General features: G+C 71.9%; 16 protein-coding genes and 1 riboswitch. Of the genes, 5 read left to right on the top strand and 11 right to left on the bottom strand.

The annotated features are described in order from the left end of the window. Nucleotides 1-322 precede the first annotated feature (322 nt). Nucleotides 323-2,194: an AAA family ATPase gene (locus ACWD35_RS02975; protein WP_451349701.1), complete on the top strand. Its 1,872-nt coding sequence runs from the start codon at nt 323-325 to the stop codon at nt 2,192-2,194. Nucleotides 2,195-2,276: 82 nt separating this feature from the next. On the opposite strand, the gene ACWD35_RS02980 is transcribed toward ACWD35_RS02975, so the two are convergent. From ACWD35_RS02980 to ACWD35_RS03025, 10 genes are all read right to left on the bottom strand, one after another. Next, nucleotides 2,277-3,362, bottom strand: coding sequence for a hemolysin family protein (locus ACWD35_RS02980; RefSeq protein WP_451349376.1), 1,086 nt, complete (start codon nt 3,360-3,362; stop codon nt 2,277-2,279). Further along, entirely contained in the window at nt 3,359-4,693 is a 1,335-nt protein-coding gene (locus ACWD35_RS02985) for a hemolysin family protein (RefSeq protein ID WP_451349377.1), read from the bottom strand. The genes ACWD35_RS02980 and ACWD35_RS02985 overlap by 4 nt, the downstream gene beginning before the upstream one ends. Nucleotides 4,694-4,939: 246 nt before the next feature. Continuing rightward, the gene (locus tag ACWD35_RS02990) at nt 4,940-5,392 is read right to left on the bottom strand and encodes a PH domain-containing protein (protein ID WP_451349378.1); all 453 of its coding nucleotides are present in this window, start codon (nt 5,390-5,392) and stop codon (nt 4,940-4,942) included. A 45-nt stretch (nt 5,393-5,437) separates the two neighbouring features. Further along, nucleotides 5,438-6,286 (bottom strand): ATP phosphoribosyltransferase, encoded by an 849-nt coding sequence (hisG, locus tag ACWD35_RS02995; RefSeq protein WP_451349379.1) that lies wholly within the window; start codon nt 6,284-6,286, stop codon nt 5,438-5,440. Nucleotides 6,287-6,335: 49 nt separating this feature from the next. Continuing rightward, complete coding sequence (locus ACWD35_RS03000; protein ID WP_158919248.1) at nt 6,336-6,608, bottom strand: phosphoribosyl-ATP diphosphatase; 273 nt, start codon at nt 6,606-6,608, stop codon at nt 6,336-6,338. A 33-nt stretch (nt 6,609-6,641) separates the two neighbouring features. Next, nucleotides 6,642-7,127, bottom strand: a complete 486-nt coding sequence (ribH, locus tag ACWD35_RS03005; protein WP_451349380.1) for a 6,7-dimethyl-8-ribityllumazine synthase — start codon at nt 7,125-7,127, stop codon at nt 6,642-6,644. 48 nt (nt 7,128-7,175) lie between these two features. Next, nucleotides 7,176-8,468 carry a bifunctional 3,4-dihydroxy-2-butanone-4-phosphate synthase/GTP cyclohydrolase II gene (locus ACWD35_RS03010; protein WP_451349381.1) on the bottom strand — a complete coding sequence of 431 codons (1,293 nt, stop codon included), beginning with the start codon at nt 8,466-8,468 and terminating at the stop codon, nt 7,176-7,178. Next, nucleotides 8,465-9,106 (bottom strand): nicotinamide mononucleotide transporter family protein, encoded by a 642-nt coding sequence (locus ACWD35_RS03015; RefSeq protein WP_451349382.1) that lies wholly within the window; start codon nt 9,104-9,106, stop codon nt 8,465-8,467. The genes ACWD35_RS03010 and ACWD35_RS03015 overlap by 4 nt, the downstream gene beginning before the upstream one ends. After that, nucleotides 9,103-9,708 carry a riboflavin synthase gene (locus tag ACWD35_RS03020; RefSeq protein WP_451349383.1) on the bottom strand — a complete coding sequence of 202 codons (606 nt, stop codon included), beginning with the start codon at nt 9,706-9,708 and terminating at the stop codon, nt 9,103-9,105. The genes ACWD35_RS03015 and ACWD35_RS03020 overlap by 4 nt, the downstream gene beginning before the upstream one ends. Nucleotides 9,709-9,863: 155 nt before the next feature. Then, nucleotides 9,864-9,994: riboswitch (FMN riboswitch) on the bottom strand. A 361-nt stretch (nt 9,995-10,355) separates the two neighbouring features. Continuing rightward, nucleotides 10,356-11,594 carry an ROK family transcriptional regulator gene (locus tag ACWD35_RS03025; protein ID WP_451349384.1) on the bottom strand — a complete coding sequence of 413 codons (1,239 nt, stop codon included), beginning with the start codon at nt 11,592-11,594 and terminating at the stop codon, nt 10,356-10,358. 119 nt (nt 11,595-11,713) lie between these two features. Here ACWD35_RS03025 and ACWD35_RS03030 point away from each other — a divergent pair, with 119 nt between their 5' ends. Then, nucleotides 11,714-12,928: an MFS transporter gene (locus ACWD35_RS03030; protein WP_451349385.1), complete on the top strand. Its 1,215-nt coding sequence runs from the start codon at nt 11,714-11,716 to the stop codon at nt 12,926-12,928. On the opposite strand, the gene ACWD35_RS03035 is transcribed toward ACWD35_RS03030, so the two are convergent. Beyond that, a complete protein-coding gene (locus tag ACWD35_RS03035) occupies nt 12,888-13,346 on the bottom strand; it encodes an acyl-CoA thioesterase (protein WP_451349386.1) in 459 nt (152 codons plus the stop codon). The two genes, ACWD35_RS03030 and ACWD35_RS03035, sit on opposite strands and share 41 nt — an antisense overlap. 168 nt (nt 13,347-13,514) lie before the next feature. Between ACWD35_RS03035 and ACWD35_RS03040 the strand changes: the two genes are divergently transcribed. From ACWD35_RS03040 to ACWD35_RS03050, 3 genes are all read left to right on the top strand, one after another. Further along, entirely contained in the window at nt 13,515-14,921 is a 1,407-nt protein-coding gene (locus tag ACWD35_RS03040) for a uracil-xanthine permease family protein (RefSeq protein WP_451349387.1), read from the top strand. 85 nt (nt 14,922-15,006) lie between these two features. Further along, nucleotides 15,007-15,693: a DUF5995 family protein gene (locus ACWD35_RS03045; RefSeq protein ID WP_451349388.1), complete on the top strand. Its 687-nt coding sequence runs from the start codon at nt 15,007-15,009 to the stop codon at nt 15,691-15,693. 109 nt (nt 15,694-15,802) lie between these two features. Then, entirely contained in the window at nt 15,803-16,732 is a 930-nt protein-coding gene (locus tag ACWD35_RS03050) for an LLM class F420-dependent oxidoreductase (RefSeq protein WP_451349389.1), read from the top strand. Nucleotides 16,733-16,738 lie beyond the last annotated feature (6 nt).

The raw sequence follows: 16,738 nt of genomic DNA on the forward strand, positions 1-16,738 counted from the left end.
TTCCCCCGTGATCGGGGGCTTCGTTCTGCCCGTATTCCGTTTTCCGGACGCCCCGCGCGCGCCCACGCTCACCCTCGGTCACCGTGCGGCCCGCTCCCCCTCTGCCGCCCGCTCGCTCCCGTCCACTCCCACCTCGTCGAACGGGCCCCTGCGCCACCCTTCGGCGCACGGTCGTGCCGCGGGTACGATGCCCTCGGTGCGACCTTCGAGCAGTGCCTTGCGCACCTGCAACTCCGGTCCGCCGCACAGCGGTTCGAGCGCGGCGGCCGTCGGGCGACTGCCCGGTGGTGAACCACGGGGGCACGGTCTGTGGGGGGACGTGATGGACTTCGGCACGCAGGGCCCCGCGGCCCCGGCCGACCTCGCCTGGCTGCGAGGTGTGGACGCCTACACGATGGGGGCCTATCCGCAGGCGGAGGAGGAGTTCCGGGCCGCGGTCCGGATGGACTCCGGCATGGCGGACGCCTGGCTCGGGCTGCACGCCTTACGGGTGGACACGACGACCGCGCTGCTCAGGATGTTCCGGCACCGGGACCGCTTCGGGGAGCAGCGGGCCCGGCACCGCAGATCGCTCAACTCCTGGTACTGGCTGGGCTGGTGGGTGCAGCCGGTGCTGGAGAGCCCGCGCGACCTGCTGCTCGCGCACGCCTCGCACTGGCTGGACGGCCGGCACGTGCCGGAGCTGGACCGGGCGCTCGCGGGGCTGCCGCCGGTGGACACCGATCCGCAGGTCCGCTTCCTGCACGCCTGCCGCACCTATCTGGTCAAAGACTGGGACCAGTTGGTACGGCACACCGACCCGCTGCTCGACGACCCTCTCCTCGGCATAGAGGCGGGCCTGTTCGGCGGCATGGCCCGGGTGCGCCTGGAGATGTACGGGCAGGCCGAGCCGCTGCTGTCGGCGGCGCTGATGCGCTGCCGCAGCGAACAGCCGCAGCGCAAGGAGCTGCGCTACTGGCTGGCCCGCGCCCACGAGGGCACCGGCCGCTCGGCCGCCGCCCTGCCCCTGTACCGGGCGGTGCACCGGGTCGACCCCGCGTTCATGGACACCGCGGCCCGCCTCGCCGCGATCGCCGAGGGCGATGGATACGAGGACGGGATCGACGCGGTCGACCTCGCCGCGATCACCCTCACCGGGGCCGGGCAGGACGCGGTGGACGGACCGGACGGCTTCGATCCGCTCTTCGGCGCCGAGGGGCGTGATCTGCGGCTGACGGACCCCGAACCGCCGGCCGGTCCCCTGCCGTCGGTGGGCGATCCTGCGGTGCGGTCGAAGACCGGCGTGCCCTCGTCACCGATTCCGGCCGGGCCGACCGACCCGGCGCTGCTCGCGGAGGCGCTCGCCGAGCTGGAGCGCATGGTGGGCCTGGAGCCGGTCAAGCGCCAGGTCAAGGCGTTGTCGGCGCAGCTGAACATGGCCCGGCTGCGGGCCGGGCAGGGGCTGCCGGTGCAGCCGCCCAAGCGGCACTTCGTCTTCTCCGGGCCGTCGGGCACGGGCAAGACCACGGTCGCCCGGATCCTGGGCCGGGTCTTCTACGCGCTCGGGCTGCTCGGCGGCGACCATCTGGTGGAGGCCCAACGGGCCGATCTGGTCGGCGAGTACCTCGGCCAGACGGCCGTGAAGGCCAACGAGCTGATCGACTCCGCCATCGGCGGGGTGCTGTTCGTGGACGAGGCGTACTCGCTGTCCAACTCCGGCTACGGCAAGGGGGACGCGTACGGCGACGAGGCGCTGCAGGTGCTGCTGAAGCGGGCCGAGGACAACCGCGACCACCTGGTGGTGATCCTGGCCGGCTACCCGGAGGGCATGGACCGGCTCCTCGCCGCCAACCCCGGGCTGTCCTCCCGATTCACCACGCGCGTCGACTTCCCCTCCTACCGGCCCCTGGAACTCACCGAGATCGGCAAGGTGCTGGCCGCGGAGAACGGCGACCTGTGGGACGAGGAGGCGCTGGAGGAGCTGCGGTCCATCGCCGGGCACGTGGTCGACCAGGGGTGGATCGACGAGCTGGGCAACGGGCGGTTCCTGCGGACGCTGTACGAGAAGAGCTGCGCGTACCGGGACCTGCGGCTGTCGGTGTATCCGGGGGCGCTGTCACGGGAGGACCTGGCGACGCTGCGGCTGCCGGATCTCATGCAGGCGTACGGGGAGGTGCTGTCGGGGCGGGGGCCGCATGATCCGTCGGGCATGTAGGTACGCCCGGAGCAACGCCCCAGGGGCGCGGGGCTGTGCCGACATGCGGCTCCGCCTCCGCGCACCCTCGGGCGACGACGGTCTACGTGGCGAGCGCCTGCTCCGGCTCCCCGCTCACCCTCGGCTCCGTCAGCTTCACCTCCGTGGTCTTCCGGTGGGCCGGGTCCCGCACCTCGCCCACCAGGAGTTCCAGTACGTCCTCCAGGGCGACCAGGCCCAGGGCCCTGCCGTGCGCGTCCGCCACCTGGGCCAGGTGGGTGGCCGCCCGGCGCATCACCGTCAGGGCGTCGTCCAGGGGGAGTTCCGCACGGAGGGTCGCCATCGGGCGCCAGACGTGCTGCGGCACCGCCCGGTCGGAGTCCTCCAGGTCCAGGACGTCCTTGACGTGCACATAGCCCATGAAGGCGCCCGTCTCGGCCGCCACCGGGAAGCGTGAGTAGCCGGTGCGGGCGGTCAGGGCGACGATCTCTCCCGGGGTGACCGACGGAGCCACCGTGACCAGCGACTCGCGCTTGAGGAGGACGTCGGTGACCGGGCGGGAGCCCAGTTCCAGGGCGTCCTCCAGCCGCTCCCGCTCCTCGGGGTCGAGCAGGCCCGCCTGGCCGGAGTCCTCCAGCAGGCGGTTGAGCTGCTCGCTGGTGACCACGGCCTCGACCTCGTCCTTGGGCTCGACGCGGAAGAGCCGCAGGATGCCCTGGGCGCAGGCGCCGAGGGCGACGGTGATCGGCTTGCAGAGGCGGGCGAAGTAGACCAGGCCGGGGCTGAGCCACAGCGCGGCCTTCTCCGGTGCGGCCATGGCGAGGTTCTTCGGGACCATCTCGCCGATGACGAGGTGGAAGAAGACGACGCCGGCCAGGGCGATGACATAGCCCAGCGGGTGGATCATGCCGTCGGGCAGCCTGATCGCCTCGAACGCCGGCTCCAGCAGGTGGGCCACCGTCGGCTCGGCGACGGCGCCGAGCGTCAGGGAGCACACGGTGATGCCGAACTGCGCGGCGGCCATCATCTGCGGCAGCCGCTCCAGGCCGTACAGCACCTGGCGGGCCCGCGCGGTGCCGAGCGGTTCGATCTGGCTGCGGCGCACGGAGACGAGCGCGAACTCGGCGCCGACGAAGAAGCCGTTGGCGAGCACGAGCAGCGCGGCGAAGACGAGTTGGAGGATGCTCATCGGGCGGCCTCCATGACACCCGCCGCCGGGACCGTCCTGACCAGGCGGACCCGCTCGGCGCGGTAGTGGCCGACCTGGCGGACCGAGAGCCGCCAGCCGGGCAGTTCGGCCCGGTCGCCGGGGGCCGGGATGCGGCCGAGCAGGTCGGCGACGAGTCCGGCGACGGTCTCGTACGGCCCCTCGGGCACGTCGAGGCCTATGCGCTGGAGGATGTCGACGCGGCAGCTGCCGTCCACGTCCCAGGCGGGCTTGCCGTCCTCGGGCGGGGCGGCGGCCAGCTCGGGCACGTCCTGGCGGTCGTGCTCGTCGCGGACCTCGCCGACGAGTTCCTCCACGATGTCCTCCAGGGTGACCACGCCCGCCGTGCCGCCGTACTCGTCCACGACGACCGCGATGGGCTGCTCACTGCGCAGCCGGGCGAGGAGGGGCTGGACGGGCAGGGTCTCGGGGACCAGCAGCGCGGGGCGGGCGATACGGCTCACCGGGGTGCGCAGCCGGTCGTGGACGGGGACCGCGAGGGCGTCCTTGAGGTGGGCCATGCCGACGATCTCGTCGATCTTCTCCCGGTAGACCGGGAAGCGCGACAGGCCCGTGGCGCGGGTGAGGTTCACGACGTCCTCGGCACTGGCCGAGTCCTGGAGCGCGCTGACCTTCACGCGCGGGGTCATCACGTGCTGCGCGGTCAGCTCGCCCAGCGACAGGGTACGCACGAACAGGTCGGCCGTGTCCTGCTCCAGGGCGCCGGCCTGCGCGGAGTGCCGGGCCAGGGAGACCAGCTCGCCCGGGGTGCGGGCAGAGGCCAGCTCCTCGGCGGGCTCCACGCCGAGCGCGCGCACCAGCCGGTTGGCGACGGTGTTGAGCGCGGCGATCACCGGCCGGAACAGGCGGGCGAAGTGGTGCTGGGGCCCGGCCACGAACCTCGCGACCTGGAGCGGCTTGGACACCGCCCAGTTCTTGGGCACGAGCTCGCCGACCACCATCTGGAGCGCGGAGGCGAACAGCATGCCGACGACCACGGCGAGGCCGGAGGCGGCGCCGTCGGGGACGCCGATCGCGGCGAACGGGCCGCGCAGCAGATCGGCGAGGGCCGGCTCGGCGAGCATGCCGACGACGAGCGAGGTGATGGTGATGCCGAGCTGGGTGCCGGAGAGCTGGAAGGACAGCTCCTTGAGCGACTCGACGACCGTGTGGGCGCGCTTGTCACCCTCGGCGGCGGCCTTCTCGGCGTCCGGGCGCTCGACCGTCACCAGGCCGAACTCGGCCGCCACGAAGAAGCCGTTGGCGAGAATCAACAGGAAAGCCGCTCCGAGGAGCAGCAGCGGGATGGTCATGATGCCGCCGCCTCCGCGTACACGCGGAACTGGTCCGCGGTATGTCGGGAGGGGACGGCGCGGGTACTACAGGACGATCCGTCCATCGCCGGAGGGAGTCACTCCTCGGGTTGCAGGAACCCCTGTGCACCGGGCGGTGCCACAGGGGCGGAGGCGTGATGTTTCGCCTCCGCCACCAGATTAATCAAGACCGGGCCTTGAGCGGCAGGGCAGACGCCCCCGAGTGAGCCCGGAGTGAGCCCCGACTCAGCCCTGAGGCCCCTCGGGGTCGTGGCCTGACCGCTGCTCCACGAGGGCGCGCAGGGCCCGGGCATCGGCGATGGCGCGGTCCCTGGCGATGCCCGGCTGGATGCCGAGCGCGGGCAGGCTGGTGCCGTCGCTGAGGTTGAGGAACACCCAGGGGTCGCCCGGGCGGAGGTTCACCTGGAGGATCTCCGCCCAGGCCAGACGCCGCCGGCCGGCGATGTTGACGACCGTGACCCCGGACTCCTCGGCGACGACCTTCACCCGGGCGAGCCGGGTCAGCACCCAGCAGATCAGCGCGCCGGTGACGACGAAGCTGACCCGCTCCCCCGGGCCGATGTCCAGCAGCATCGCGACCCCGGAGATGACCAGGAGGATCACCACGCCCGCGGTGAGCAGGATGGCCCGGGTCAGGTTCGGCCGGAAGGTCACGGGGAGGGTGGGCACGTCGGACATCTCGTTCTCGGGGCTGACGGGTTCTCGGAGGCGGTAGGTCGCCCCTCAGAGGCGGCAGGCGTGGATGGCCGTGGTCAGGATGGCGCGGGCGCCGATGGCGTACAGGTCGTCCATGATCCGCTGGGCCTCCTTGGCGGGGACCATGGCGCGGACGGCGACCCAGCCCTCGTTGTGCAGCGGGGAGACGGTCGGGGACTCCAGGCCTGGCGTCAGGGCGACGGCCTTCTCCAGCTGCTCGACGCGGCAGTCGTAGTCCATCATCACGTACGTCCGCGCCACCAGGACGCCCTGGAGGCGGCGCAGGAACTGCTGGACCTTCGGCTCCTCGCCGTCGGCGCCGGTGCGGCGGATGACGACGGCCTCGGACTTCATGATCGGCTCGCCGAAGACCTCCAGGCCCGCGTTGCGCAGCGAGGTGCCGGTCTCCACCACGTCGGCGATGACCTCGGCGACGCCCAGTTCGATGGCGGTCTCGACGGCGCCGTCCAGGTGTACGACGGAGGCGTCGATGCCGTGGTCGGCGAGGTGCCCGGCGACGATGCCCTCGTAGGAGGTGGCGACCGTCTTGCCCTTGAGGTCCTGGACGCCGTCGGCGGTGCCCGGCTTGGCGGCGAAGCGGAAGGTGGAGCGGGCGAAGCCCAGCGGCAGGATCTCCTCGGCGTCGGCGCCGGAGTCGATCAGCAGGTCGCGGCCGGTGATGCCGATGTCGAGGCGGCCGGAGGAGACGTAGATCGCGATGTCTCGGGGGCGGAGGTAGAAGAACTCGACCTCGTTCTCCGGGTCGACGATCCGCAGCTCTTTGCTCTCCCGGCGCTGCTGGTAGCCGGCCTCATGCAGCATCTCCGCCGCAGGGCCGGACAGTGAACCCTTGTTGGGGACGGCGATGCGCAGCATGAGATCGGCTTCCTTCGCGTGGTGGGATGTGGTTCTGAGCTGGCGGTGCTTAAAGGTGGGCGTAGACGTCGTCGAGGGAGATCCCGCGGGCGACCATCATCACCTGGACGTGGTACAGCAGCTGGGAGATCTCCTCGGCAGCCGCCTCCTTGCCCTCGTACTCGGCGGCCATCCAGACCTCGGCGGCCTCTTCGACGACCTTCTTGCCGATGGCATGGACGCCCTTGCCGACCAGCTCTGCGGTGCGGGAGGTGGCGGGATCGCCGTTGGCGGCCTTGTGCTGCAGCTCGGTGAAGAGCTGCTCGAACGTCTTCTTGGACATGGTGGTCCCACCCTACGCGGTGTGTGGGACCTTTCAGTGCCAGGGTTCAGATACTGAGCGGAGCGTCGCGGCGGTCGCGATCGCCGCGGTCACCGCCTCGTGGCCCTTGTCCTCGTTCGAGCCCTCGATGCCGGCCCGGTCCAGGGCCTGCTCCTCGGTGTCGCAGGTGAGCACGCCGAAGCCGACGGGGACGCCGGTGTCGACCGAGACCTGGGTGAGGCCCTGGGTGACACCCTGGCACACGTAGTCGAAGTGGGGGGTGCCACCGCGGATGACGACGCCGAGGGCGACGACCGCGTCGTAGCCGCGGCCGGCGAGGACCTTCGCGGCGACCGGCAGCTCGAAGGTGCCGGGGACCCGGATCAGGGTCGGCTCGTCGATACCCAGCTCGTGCAGGGCGCGCAGGGCGCCGTTGACCAGACCGTCCATCACCTTCTCGTGCCACTGCGCCGCGATGACGGCGACCCTGAGGTCGCTCGCGTTGCGTACGGTCAGTTCCGGTGCACCCTTGCCGCTCACGTCTCTCCTAAGGCGTTTCTTCTTACTGGCCTTGCTTACTGGTCTTGCTTACTGGCTGGCCGCGGAGGCCGCCGCGGCCGGCGTGTCGAGCCAGGGCAGTTCGTGCCCCATCCGGTCCCGCTTGGTGCGCAGGTACCGGAGGTTGTGCTCGCCCGCCTGTACGGGCATCGGCTCGCGGCCGGTGACCTTCAGGCCGTGGCGCTGCAGCGCGTCGGTCTTCTCGGGATTGTTGGTCATCAGGCGGACACTGCGCACCCCGAGGTCGGCGAGGATCTGCGCGCCGGCGCCGTAGTCGCGGGCGTCGGCGGGCAGGCCGAGTTCGAGGTTGGCGTCGAGGGTGTCCCGGCCGCGTTCCTGGAGTTCGTAGGCGCGCAGCTTGGACACCAGGCCGATGCCGCGTCCCTCGTGTCCGCGCAGGTAGACGACGATGCCCCGGCCCTCGGCGTGGATGCGCTCCAGGGCGGCGTCCAGCTGGGGGCCGCAGTCGCAGCGCAGGGAGCGGAAGACGTCGCCGGTGAGGCACTCGGAGTGGACCCGGACCAGGACGTCCTCGCCGTCGCCGATCTCGCCGTGGACGAGGGCGACGTGCTCGACGCCGTCGAGGGTGGACCGGTAGCCGTAGGCGGTGAAGGTGCCGTGCGCGGTGGGCAGGTGGACCTCGGCCTCGCGGCGGACGGTGGGGTCGTTGCTGCGGCGGTAGGCGATCAGGTCCTCGATGGAGATGATCGTCAGGCCGTGCTTGCGGGCGAACGGGATCAGCTCGGGCAGGCGCAGCATGCGGCCGTCCTCGCCGGCGATCTCCACGATGGCGCCGACCGGCTTGAGGCCCGCGAGGCGGGCGAGGTCGACGGCGGCCTCGGTGTGGCCGTTGCGGACGAGGACGCCGCCGGGCCGGGCGCGCAGCGGGAAGATGTGGCCGGGGCGGACGAAGTCGCTCGGCTCCGCCGTGCCGCTCGCGAGCAGCTGGAGCGTCGTCGACCGGTCGGAGCCCGAGATGCCGGTGGTCACACCGTGCGCGGCGCTGGCGTCCACGGAGACGGTGAACGCGGTCTTCATCGACTCGGTGTTGTCCTCGACCATCTGCGGCAGCTGCAGCCGGTCGAGTTCCTCGCCCTCCATGGGGGCGCAGATCAGGCCGCGGCACTCGCTCATCATGAAGGCGACGATCTCGGGGGTCGCCTTCTCGGCGGCGATGACGAGGTCGCCCTCGTTCTCGCGGTCCTCGTCGTCCACGACGACCACCGGGCGGCCGAGGGCGATGTCGGCGATGGCCTGCTCGACCGGGTCGAGCGTGAAGTCCTCGATGTCGTCGGTGCCGTACAGCACGGGGGCCGAGGTCATGCCTGTGCTCCTTCCAGGACGGGCTGCGGGCTCGTGCGGGAGCGCAGCCACCAGTCGCGCATGCCCCACAGGACGAGCGCGCCGTAGATGACGTAGACGAAGCCGGAGAAGGCGTATCCGTTGGCGAAGTTGAGGGGCACGCCGACGAGGTCGACGAGCAGCCAGGCGATCCAGAACTCGACCATGCCCTTGGCCTGGGCGTACATCGCGACGATGGTGCCGACGAAGATGTAGGCGTCCGGCCAGGGGTCCCAGGACAGGCTCGGGTAGGCCTTGAAGAGCAGGGCGACCGCGACCGTGCCGACGGCCGCCGCGACGGCCATGGCCGCGCGCTCGGTCCAGCTCGCGAAGCGGGGGGTGATGTGCCCGTCCGCGGACCGGCCCTTGGTGCGCTGCCACTGCCACCAGCCGTACAGCGCGACGGCCATGACGACAACCTGCTTGCCGGCGCTGCCGGTCAGGTGGCCGTAGAAGGCGGCGAAGAGGACGAGGCCGGAGAGGAACTGCACGGGCCAGGTCCACAGGGAGCGGCGCCAGCCGAGGGCCAGGGTGATGAGGCCCAGGATGTTGCCGACCATGTCGGACCAGATGATGGGCTGTCCGAACAGCGTGAAGGCGTGGGAGTTGAGCCAGTTCACCGCCCGTCCCCCTGACCGGAGGCGAGCAGCCGCTCGACGTACTTGGCGATGACGTCGACTTCGAGGTTGACCGGGTCGCCGAGCTGCTTCACACCGAGCGTGGTCAGGTCGAGGGTGGTCGGGATGAGGCTGACGGTGAAGTAGTCCGGGCCGGCCTCGACGACCGTGAGGCTGATGCCGTCGACGGTGATGGAGCCCTTCTCCACGACGTACCGGGCGAGGTCCGCGGGGAGCGAGATCTTCACGATCTCCCAGTTCTCGGAGGGCGTGCGCGCCAGCACCTCGCCGGTGCCGTCGACGTGGCCCTGCACGATGTGCCCGCCGAGGCGTGCGCCGACGGCGGTGGGGCGCTCCAGGTTGACGCGGGAGCCGACGGTGAGCGCGCCCAGGCTGGAGCGGGTCAGCGTCTCGGCCATGACGTCGGCGGTGAACTCGTCACCCTCGTGCTCGACGACGGTGAGACAGACCCCGTTCACGGCGATGGAGTCGCCGTGCTGCGCGCCCTGGGTCACGACGGGTCCGCGGAGCCGGAAGCGGGAGGAGTCGCCGAGGTTCTCGACGGCGGTGATCTCACCCAGCTCTTCGACGATTCCAGTGAACACTTCCCGGGTCCTCCAGCCTCATTGGGCACGGACTCCGGGGCCTGTCGATGACGACAGCATGTACGGGTGAACACACCGAGGGCGACGCCGAGATGGATCCGTCCGCGTACGGACGAACCCAGATACGGCGGCGCGCACATGTGCATGCTCGCCCGCCGCGCACTGCCTCCCATCCGGACTTTAACCGTCGGTCCAGGAATTTCACCTGGTCAACCGGCCGCTGGAAGCGACCGGGTCGCGGACTGTAACCGCCGGTTCGGACTTTCACCGACCCCGGAGTGCGCTGCTTCTGGTACATGGCCAGTTTGCCACGCCCGATGCCCACTCATGCAGGCGGTCGGTGTGGGGTCGCTCACAGCACGCGTCCCGGACTTGCGCGGAACGCCGCCTTCCCCCCAACAGCCGTACGACTCCGAGGGGTTGCCCCGTCCGGGTGGCCAGGACCCAACCCATTGACCATATTGGTCTAGTCCTTTTATGGTTCGGGCGCGCCCGGTGGCGGTGACGACGGCCCTTGCCCGCCGCCGGGCTGCTGCGGCTCGGGGGCACGCTGCTCCAGGCCCTGGCGAAGCCACCCGCCATGCCACTCCCCGCCGGGCGGATGGCGGACCTGGACGCCGGCAAGATCCAGAAGACACCCCCTCAGGTCAGCGCTCGGGCGGTGCGAACAGTTCCTCCTGGGCCCGTTCCCGTGCCGTCAGCAGGGCGCCGCGCAGGACCGCGGTTCCGCCGAGGGTGCTCGGTCGCACCTCGGTGACCAGGGGGGACATCCGGCGGAGGCGGTCTGCAACGCGGGCGGCCAGCGGCGGGCCCCCGGCCTGGCCGATCTCGCCGCCCAGGACCACGCAGCCGGGGTCCAGGATCGCGGCGACGGAGGCGGCGCCGACGGCGACGCGGTCCGCCAGGGTGTCGAGGAAGCGGTCGGCGTTTCCGTGCGGCGACCGAACCGCCTCGGTCACCGCCGCGAGGACGAGCTCCGCCGCCCCCGGTCCGTCCATCGGCGCGTCCGGCACGGGGCGGCCGTGCTCCGCGGCCAGCGTGCCGATCGCCGACGCCCCGGCAAGGGAGTGGAAGCCGCCGGCGCAGTCGGTCGCCGACGGGAGGGACGTCGTTCCGGGGACCGGCAGGAAGCCGATCTCGCCGGTGCCGCCGGAGGCGCCGCGGCGCAGGGTGCCGTCGAGGACGACGGCGGCGCCGACGCCGTGGCCCAGCCACAGCAGGACGAAGGTGTCCCGGTCGCGGGCGGCGCCCTCGCGCTGCTCGGCCACCGCGGCCAGGTTGGTCTCGTTCTCCAAGATGACCCGGGCCTCGGGCAGCCGTTCCTGCAGGGCCGCGGCCAGCCGGCGGTGCCAGGCGGGCAGGCCGCCGGAGTCGCGGAGGTCGCCGGTGGCCGGGTCGATGAGGCCCGGCGCTCCGATGCCGATGGTGTGCAGCCTCCCCCACGCTCGAACGCCCTCGCGCGAGGGCACCCCCGTCGCGCCCGCCTCCTTCGCCGTGCGCTCCACCGCGGCCACGGCCTGCTCCACGGCGGGCCCGGTCCCGGTGTCCCCGCCGATCGGCACGGACGTCTCGGCGAGCACCCGCCCGACGAGGTCGGAGACCAGCACGAAGACGCCCCCGGTGCGCACGTCGAGGGCGGCGAGGTGGGCGCGGTCGGCAACGATGCCGTACAGCCGGGCGTTCGGCCCGCGGCGCACCTCGCCGGACTCGCCCACCATCGTGATCAGTCCCGAGGCGGTGAGCCGCTCGACGAGGTCCGCGACGGTGGGCCGGGACAGTCCGGTCAGCTGCTTCAACCGCCCTGCCGTCAGCGGGCCTTCCTGCTGCAACAGCCGCAGGGCCAGCCGGTCGTTGATGGCCCGGGCGGTGCTGGGTGATGCGGGCATGACGGAAATCCTCCCAGAAACCGGCGGCCGTAATCTCCCTATCTATCAGGCAGGGTCCCTGATAGTTTACGGCGGCATCGCGAGAGCGCGGCGGGAAACTCCTGGGGAGGGGCTGGAGCATGAGTGACGTGGGCTACGCGCACGACGAGGTGAGGCGCGCCCGGTACGCCGTGGCGGCCGTGTTCGCCGTGCACGGTGCCGTGACGGGCTCCTTCGCGACCCGCGTGCCGTGGATCCAGGAGCACGCCTCGCTGAGCGCGGGCCAGTTGGGCCTCTCGCTGGCGTTCACGGCGTTCGGCGCCTCGTGCTCGATGCCGCTCGCGGGCCGGATCAGCCACCGCTTCGGCAGCCGCAGAGCCCTGCGCGGGCTGATCGCGCTGTGGACGCTGTCCCTGGTCCTGCCGTCCTTCGCGCCGAACATGTCCACGCTGTGCCTGGCGATGTTCTGCTACGGCGCGAGCGCGGGCATGGCCGACGTGGCCATGAACGCGCTGGGTGTCGAGGTCGAGCGGCTGCTCGGGAAGTCGGTCATGTCGGGGCTGCACGGCATGTGGAGCGCGGGCGCGCTGACGGGCTCGGCGGCGGGCACGCTCGCCGCGCACCTCGGCGCGGACGCGCGGGTGCACTTCGCGCTCGCGGCGGCCGTCCTCACCGTGCTCGGTGTGCTCGCCTGCAGCTGGGTGCTGGACGTGCAGCCCGCCGAGGACGAGGAGCCGCCCCCGCGGTTCGCGCTGCCGCCGCGCTCGGCGCTGCTGATCGGCGCGGTCGGCTTCTGCGCGGTGTTCGCGGAGGGCGCGAGCCTGGACTGGTCGGCGGTGTTCCTGCGGGACCGGCTGGACAGTTCGGCCGGGCTGGCGGCGGCCTCGACCACGGGGTTCGTGCTGACGATGGCGGTGGCCCGGATCGCCGGGGACGCCGTGGTGAACCGCTTCGGCGCGGTCCGCACCGTCCGCGCCGGCGGGGTCCTGGCCGTGCTCGGCGGCCTGCTGGTCGTCGTCGCGGGACATCCGGCGGTGGCGATGGCCGGGTTCGCACTGATGGGGCTCGGCATCGCCGTGGTCGTGCCGCTCTGTTTCGCGGCGGCCGGGCACGCCGGGCCCAACCCCAGCCAGGCCATCGCGGGTGTGGCGACGATCACCTACACCTCGGGGCTGATCGCGCCGAGCCTGATCGGCACGGTGGCCCAGGCGAGCAGCCTGGTGGTCTCGTTCTGCCTGGTGACGGCGCTGGCGTGCGGGCTCGCCGGGTTCGCGGGTGTGCTGCGCACGGCCGAGCGCGGCGCCCGCGGCGAGATCACTCCGAAGGCCGCAGCAGTTCCCGGCCCACGACCCTGAAGGCGTCGGTCCACGGGGTGGGGCGCAGGGTCGTGGCGTCCAGCCGGACCAGGACCCGGGTGCCGTGGGCGTAGGTCTGCGTCCCGTCGGCGGAGCAGAAGCGGAAGCCGTAGGTCAGGCCGGTGGTGCCGAGCCGTTCCACCCAGAGGTGAACGGCGTAGACCCCGGGGCGGGTCACCGGAGCTTCGTAGGTGACGCGCAGTTCGCGTACGGCGTTGCAGGCGTCCCCCGCGGCCACCCAGTCGCCGTCGAAGCGGACGCCGTGCCCGTTCCACAGCTCGGTCCAGGCGCGCTCGGCCAGCAGCGGGTAGCGGGCGTTGTGCAGGAGTCCGAGTGCGTCGAGGTCGTCGAAGTGGACGGTGACGGGGATCAGCCTGCCGTAGGCGACGGCGGGGGCGGTCGGGGCTTCGGCGGTCACGGCGGGGGCTCCTGGGCGTCGCTGAGGGGTGCTGGGGGCTGCTCGGGGTGCTGAGGGGTGCTGCGGCCACCACATACTAAGCGACCGCTCAGAATCCCTCTCCGCACCCCGATCGCGATCACAATGGTCTGGACCGCCTTCATGCACAGAGAAAGCGAAACCCCCACCATGGATCTCGGCGTGCGCTGGAAACTGCACGGTGACGGGCGCACGCCCGCGCCCGGAGCGGTGGTACGCCCCGACGAACGGCTCTCCTGGCCCCGCACGGTGGGCCTCGGCGCCCAGCACGTGGTCGCCATGTTCGGCGCGTCCTTCGTCGCCCCGGTACTGATGGGCCTCGACCCCAACCTCGCGATCATGATGTCCGGCGTCGCGACCGTGATCTTCCTGCTCGCGACCCGCGGCCGGGTGCCCAGCTATCTGGGCTGCTCGCTGTCGTTCGTGGGCGTGGCCGCCGTCATCCGGGCCCAGGGCGGCACCAGCGCGACCGTGACCGGCGCGGTCTTCGTCGTCGGCGTCGCGCTGTTCCTGGTGGGGCTCGCCGTCCAGCGCTTCGGGGCGCGGATCATCCACGCGGCCATGCCTCCGGTCGTCACCGGCGCGGTGGTCATGCTGATCGGCTTCAACCTGGCTCCGGTGACCGCCGCCACCTACTGGCCGCAGGACCAGTGGACGGCCCTGCCGGTCATGCTGTTCACCGGGCTCGCGGTCGTCTGCCTGCGCGGCTTCTGGTCCCGCATCGCGATCTTCCTGGGCCTGATCTTCGGGTACGGGATCTCCTGGCTCTTCGACCAGGTCTTCGGCAGGATCCACTCGAACGACGGCAGCGGCAAGGTTGTCGATCACTGGCGGCTCAACCTCTCCGGTGTCGGCAAGGCCGACTGGATCGGGCTGCCCCACTTCCACGGACCGTCCTTCCAGTGGTCGGCGATCCTCGTCGCACTGCCGGTCGTGATCGCCCTGGTCGCGGAGAACGCGGGCCACGTCAAGGCGGTCGGCGAGATGACCGGCACCCACCTGGACGACAAGCTCGGCACGGCGATCTCGGCGGACGGCGTCGCCTCCATGCTCTCGACCGCGGTGGGCGGCCCGCCGAACACCACCTACTCCGAGAACATCGGCGTGATGGCCGCAACCCGCGTCTACTCCACGGCCGCGTACTGGGCCGCCGCCGGCTTCGCGCTGCTCTTCGGCATCTGCCCCAAGTTCGGCGCGGTCGTCGCCGCGATCCCGGGCGGCGTCCTCGGCGGCATCACCGTCATCCTCTACGGCATGATCGGCCTGCTCGGCGCGCAGATCTGGCTGCACGCCGACGTGGACCTGCGCAACCCGCTGAACCTGGTGCCGACCGCCGCGGGCATCATCATCGGCGTCGGCAACGTCACCATGAAGTTCACCGAGAACTTCTCCCTCAGCGGCATCGCGCTCGGCGCCCTGGTCGTCATCACCGGCTACCACACCCTGCGCGCCTTCGCCCCGGCCCATCTGAAGCCGCAGGAGCCACTGCTGGACGAGGGCACGTCGTCGTACGACGACGAGGCGGAAGAGCAAGGCACCCGGCGCGCCGAGCCGTAGGCGCGGGGCGGGCGCGTTCCCCCGTTCCGGCGAAGCGGCGGGCCCGTCGGCGCGCGCGTCGGCCCGGGGCTGGGACCCTTCCCCCATGGCGCAGTTGGAACACTTTCCCCCGTCCGTCGACGCCGTCGTCTCCCGGATGCGCGCACTCGACGCGGCCCTGCCCGAGCGGGACGGGGTCGCCGTGTTCAACCGTGTCTACCTCGCCGTCACCGAGGAGGTCGACCGGCGCCTGGACACCGGAGGGTTCGCGGATCCACGGGCGGCGAGCGCGCTGGACGTGCGGTTCGCCGAGCGGTATCTGGCGGCCGTCGACGCGGTGGCCGCCGACCACCGGCCACCCGCCTGCTGGCGCCCGCTGTTCCAGCTCCGCCGCCATCCCGGCGTACGGCCGCTGCAGTTCGCTCTGGCGGGCATCAACGCGCACATCGGCCACGACCTGGCGCTCGCGGTGGTGGACGCCTGCCGCACGCTCGGCTGCGAACCTGCCGATCTGGAGGACGAGTTCGACCGCGTGGGCGAACTGCTCGTCTCGCTGGAGGAGCGCATCCGCGAGGATCTGATGCCGGGCCCCGACCTGTTGCAGCTCGCCGATCCGCTGACCCATCTGCTGGGCTCGTGGAGCCTGGAACGGGCTCGGGAGGCGACCTGGGCGGCGGCCCGCGCGCTGTGGGCGCTGCGCCGCTGCGGGGACGTCGCCGAGGAGTTCACCGAGCGGCTGGACTCGGCAGTGGGCTTCGCCGGGCGGATACTGCTGACCCCGCTCCCCGACTGACGCGGCTGTTGCCGGCCTGGCCTGATCTTTTCGCCGCGCGCCGCCTCCGGAACTGTCCCGCGATCAACCAACGTTGATCGACGTATACCGATCGCAGAGGAGCAGTGACATGGCGACCAGGCTCGGCCTCAGTCTTCCCCAGATGCGGCAGTTCAGCCTCGGCAGGGACGTGCCCGACGTGGCGCGCGCCGCCGAGGAGATCGGCTACGAAAGCCTGTGGGTCTTCGAGCGGGCGTTGTTCCCGGAACCCGCCACCCAGGGCCTGTACGACATCGAGGGCATGCCGTGGCCCGACCAGTACCGGGGCGTGGCGGACCCGCTGGTCACGCTGACGCTGGCGGCGGCTGCCACGCAGCGGGCCCGGCTCGGCTCCAGCGTCCTGGTCGCGCCGCTGCACGTGCCGTTCCAGCTCGCCAAGGCCCTGGCCACGCTGGACGCGGCGAGCGGCGGCCGGGTGATCGCGGGCTTCGGCACAGGCTGGTCCCTGGACGAGTACGCGGCGTCGGCCGTCCGGCCGTTCGAGGAGCGCGGTGCCGTTCTGGACGAGCTGATCGAGGTGTGCCGGAAGGTCTGGGGTCCGGATCCGGTCAGCTACGAGGGCCGTATCACCAAGATCGCATCCGCGGTGGTCGGGCCCAAGCCGGCCCGGCCGATACCGATCCTGCTGGCCGCGGGCAACAAGCGGGCCAAGCGGCGCCTCGTGGACCACGCCGACGGCTGGCTGCCGGTCGCCATCGCGCCCGGGCAGGTCGCCGCCGAATGGCGCGAGCTGCAGGAACTGGCCGAGGAGCGGGGCCGTAAGGAGCCGATCCAGGCGGTCCTGCGGGTGAACACCAACTGGATGCCCAAGCCGTTCGAGGGCGCCGGCCGGATGCCCTTCCAGGGTCATGTGGACCAGATCGTGGAGGACCTGGTGGAGCACGCGGAGATCGGCCTGGACGAGATCATGCTCGACCTCCAGGGCCTCGCGCGGGACGCCGAGGAACTCAAGGACCGCGCCGCGGAGGTGTTTGAGAAGGCGCGGGCGGCCGGAGTCTGAGTCCGG

Source organism: Streptomyces sp. NPDC002671 (genome assembly GCF_053592475.1).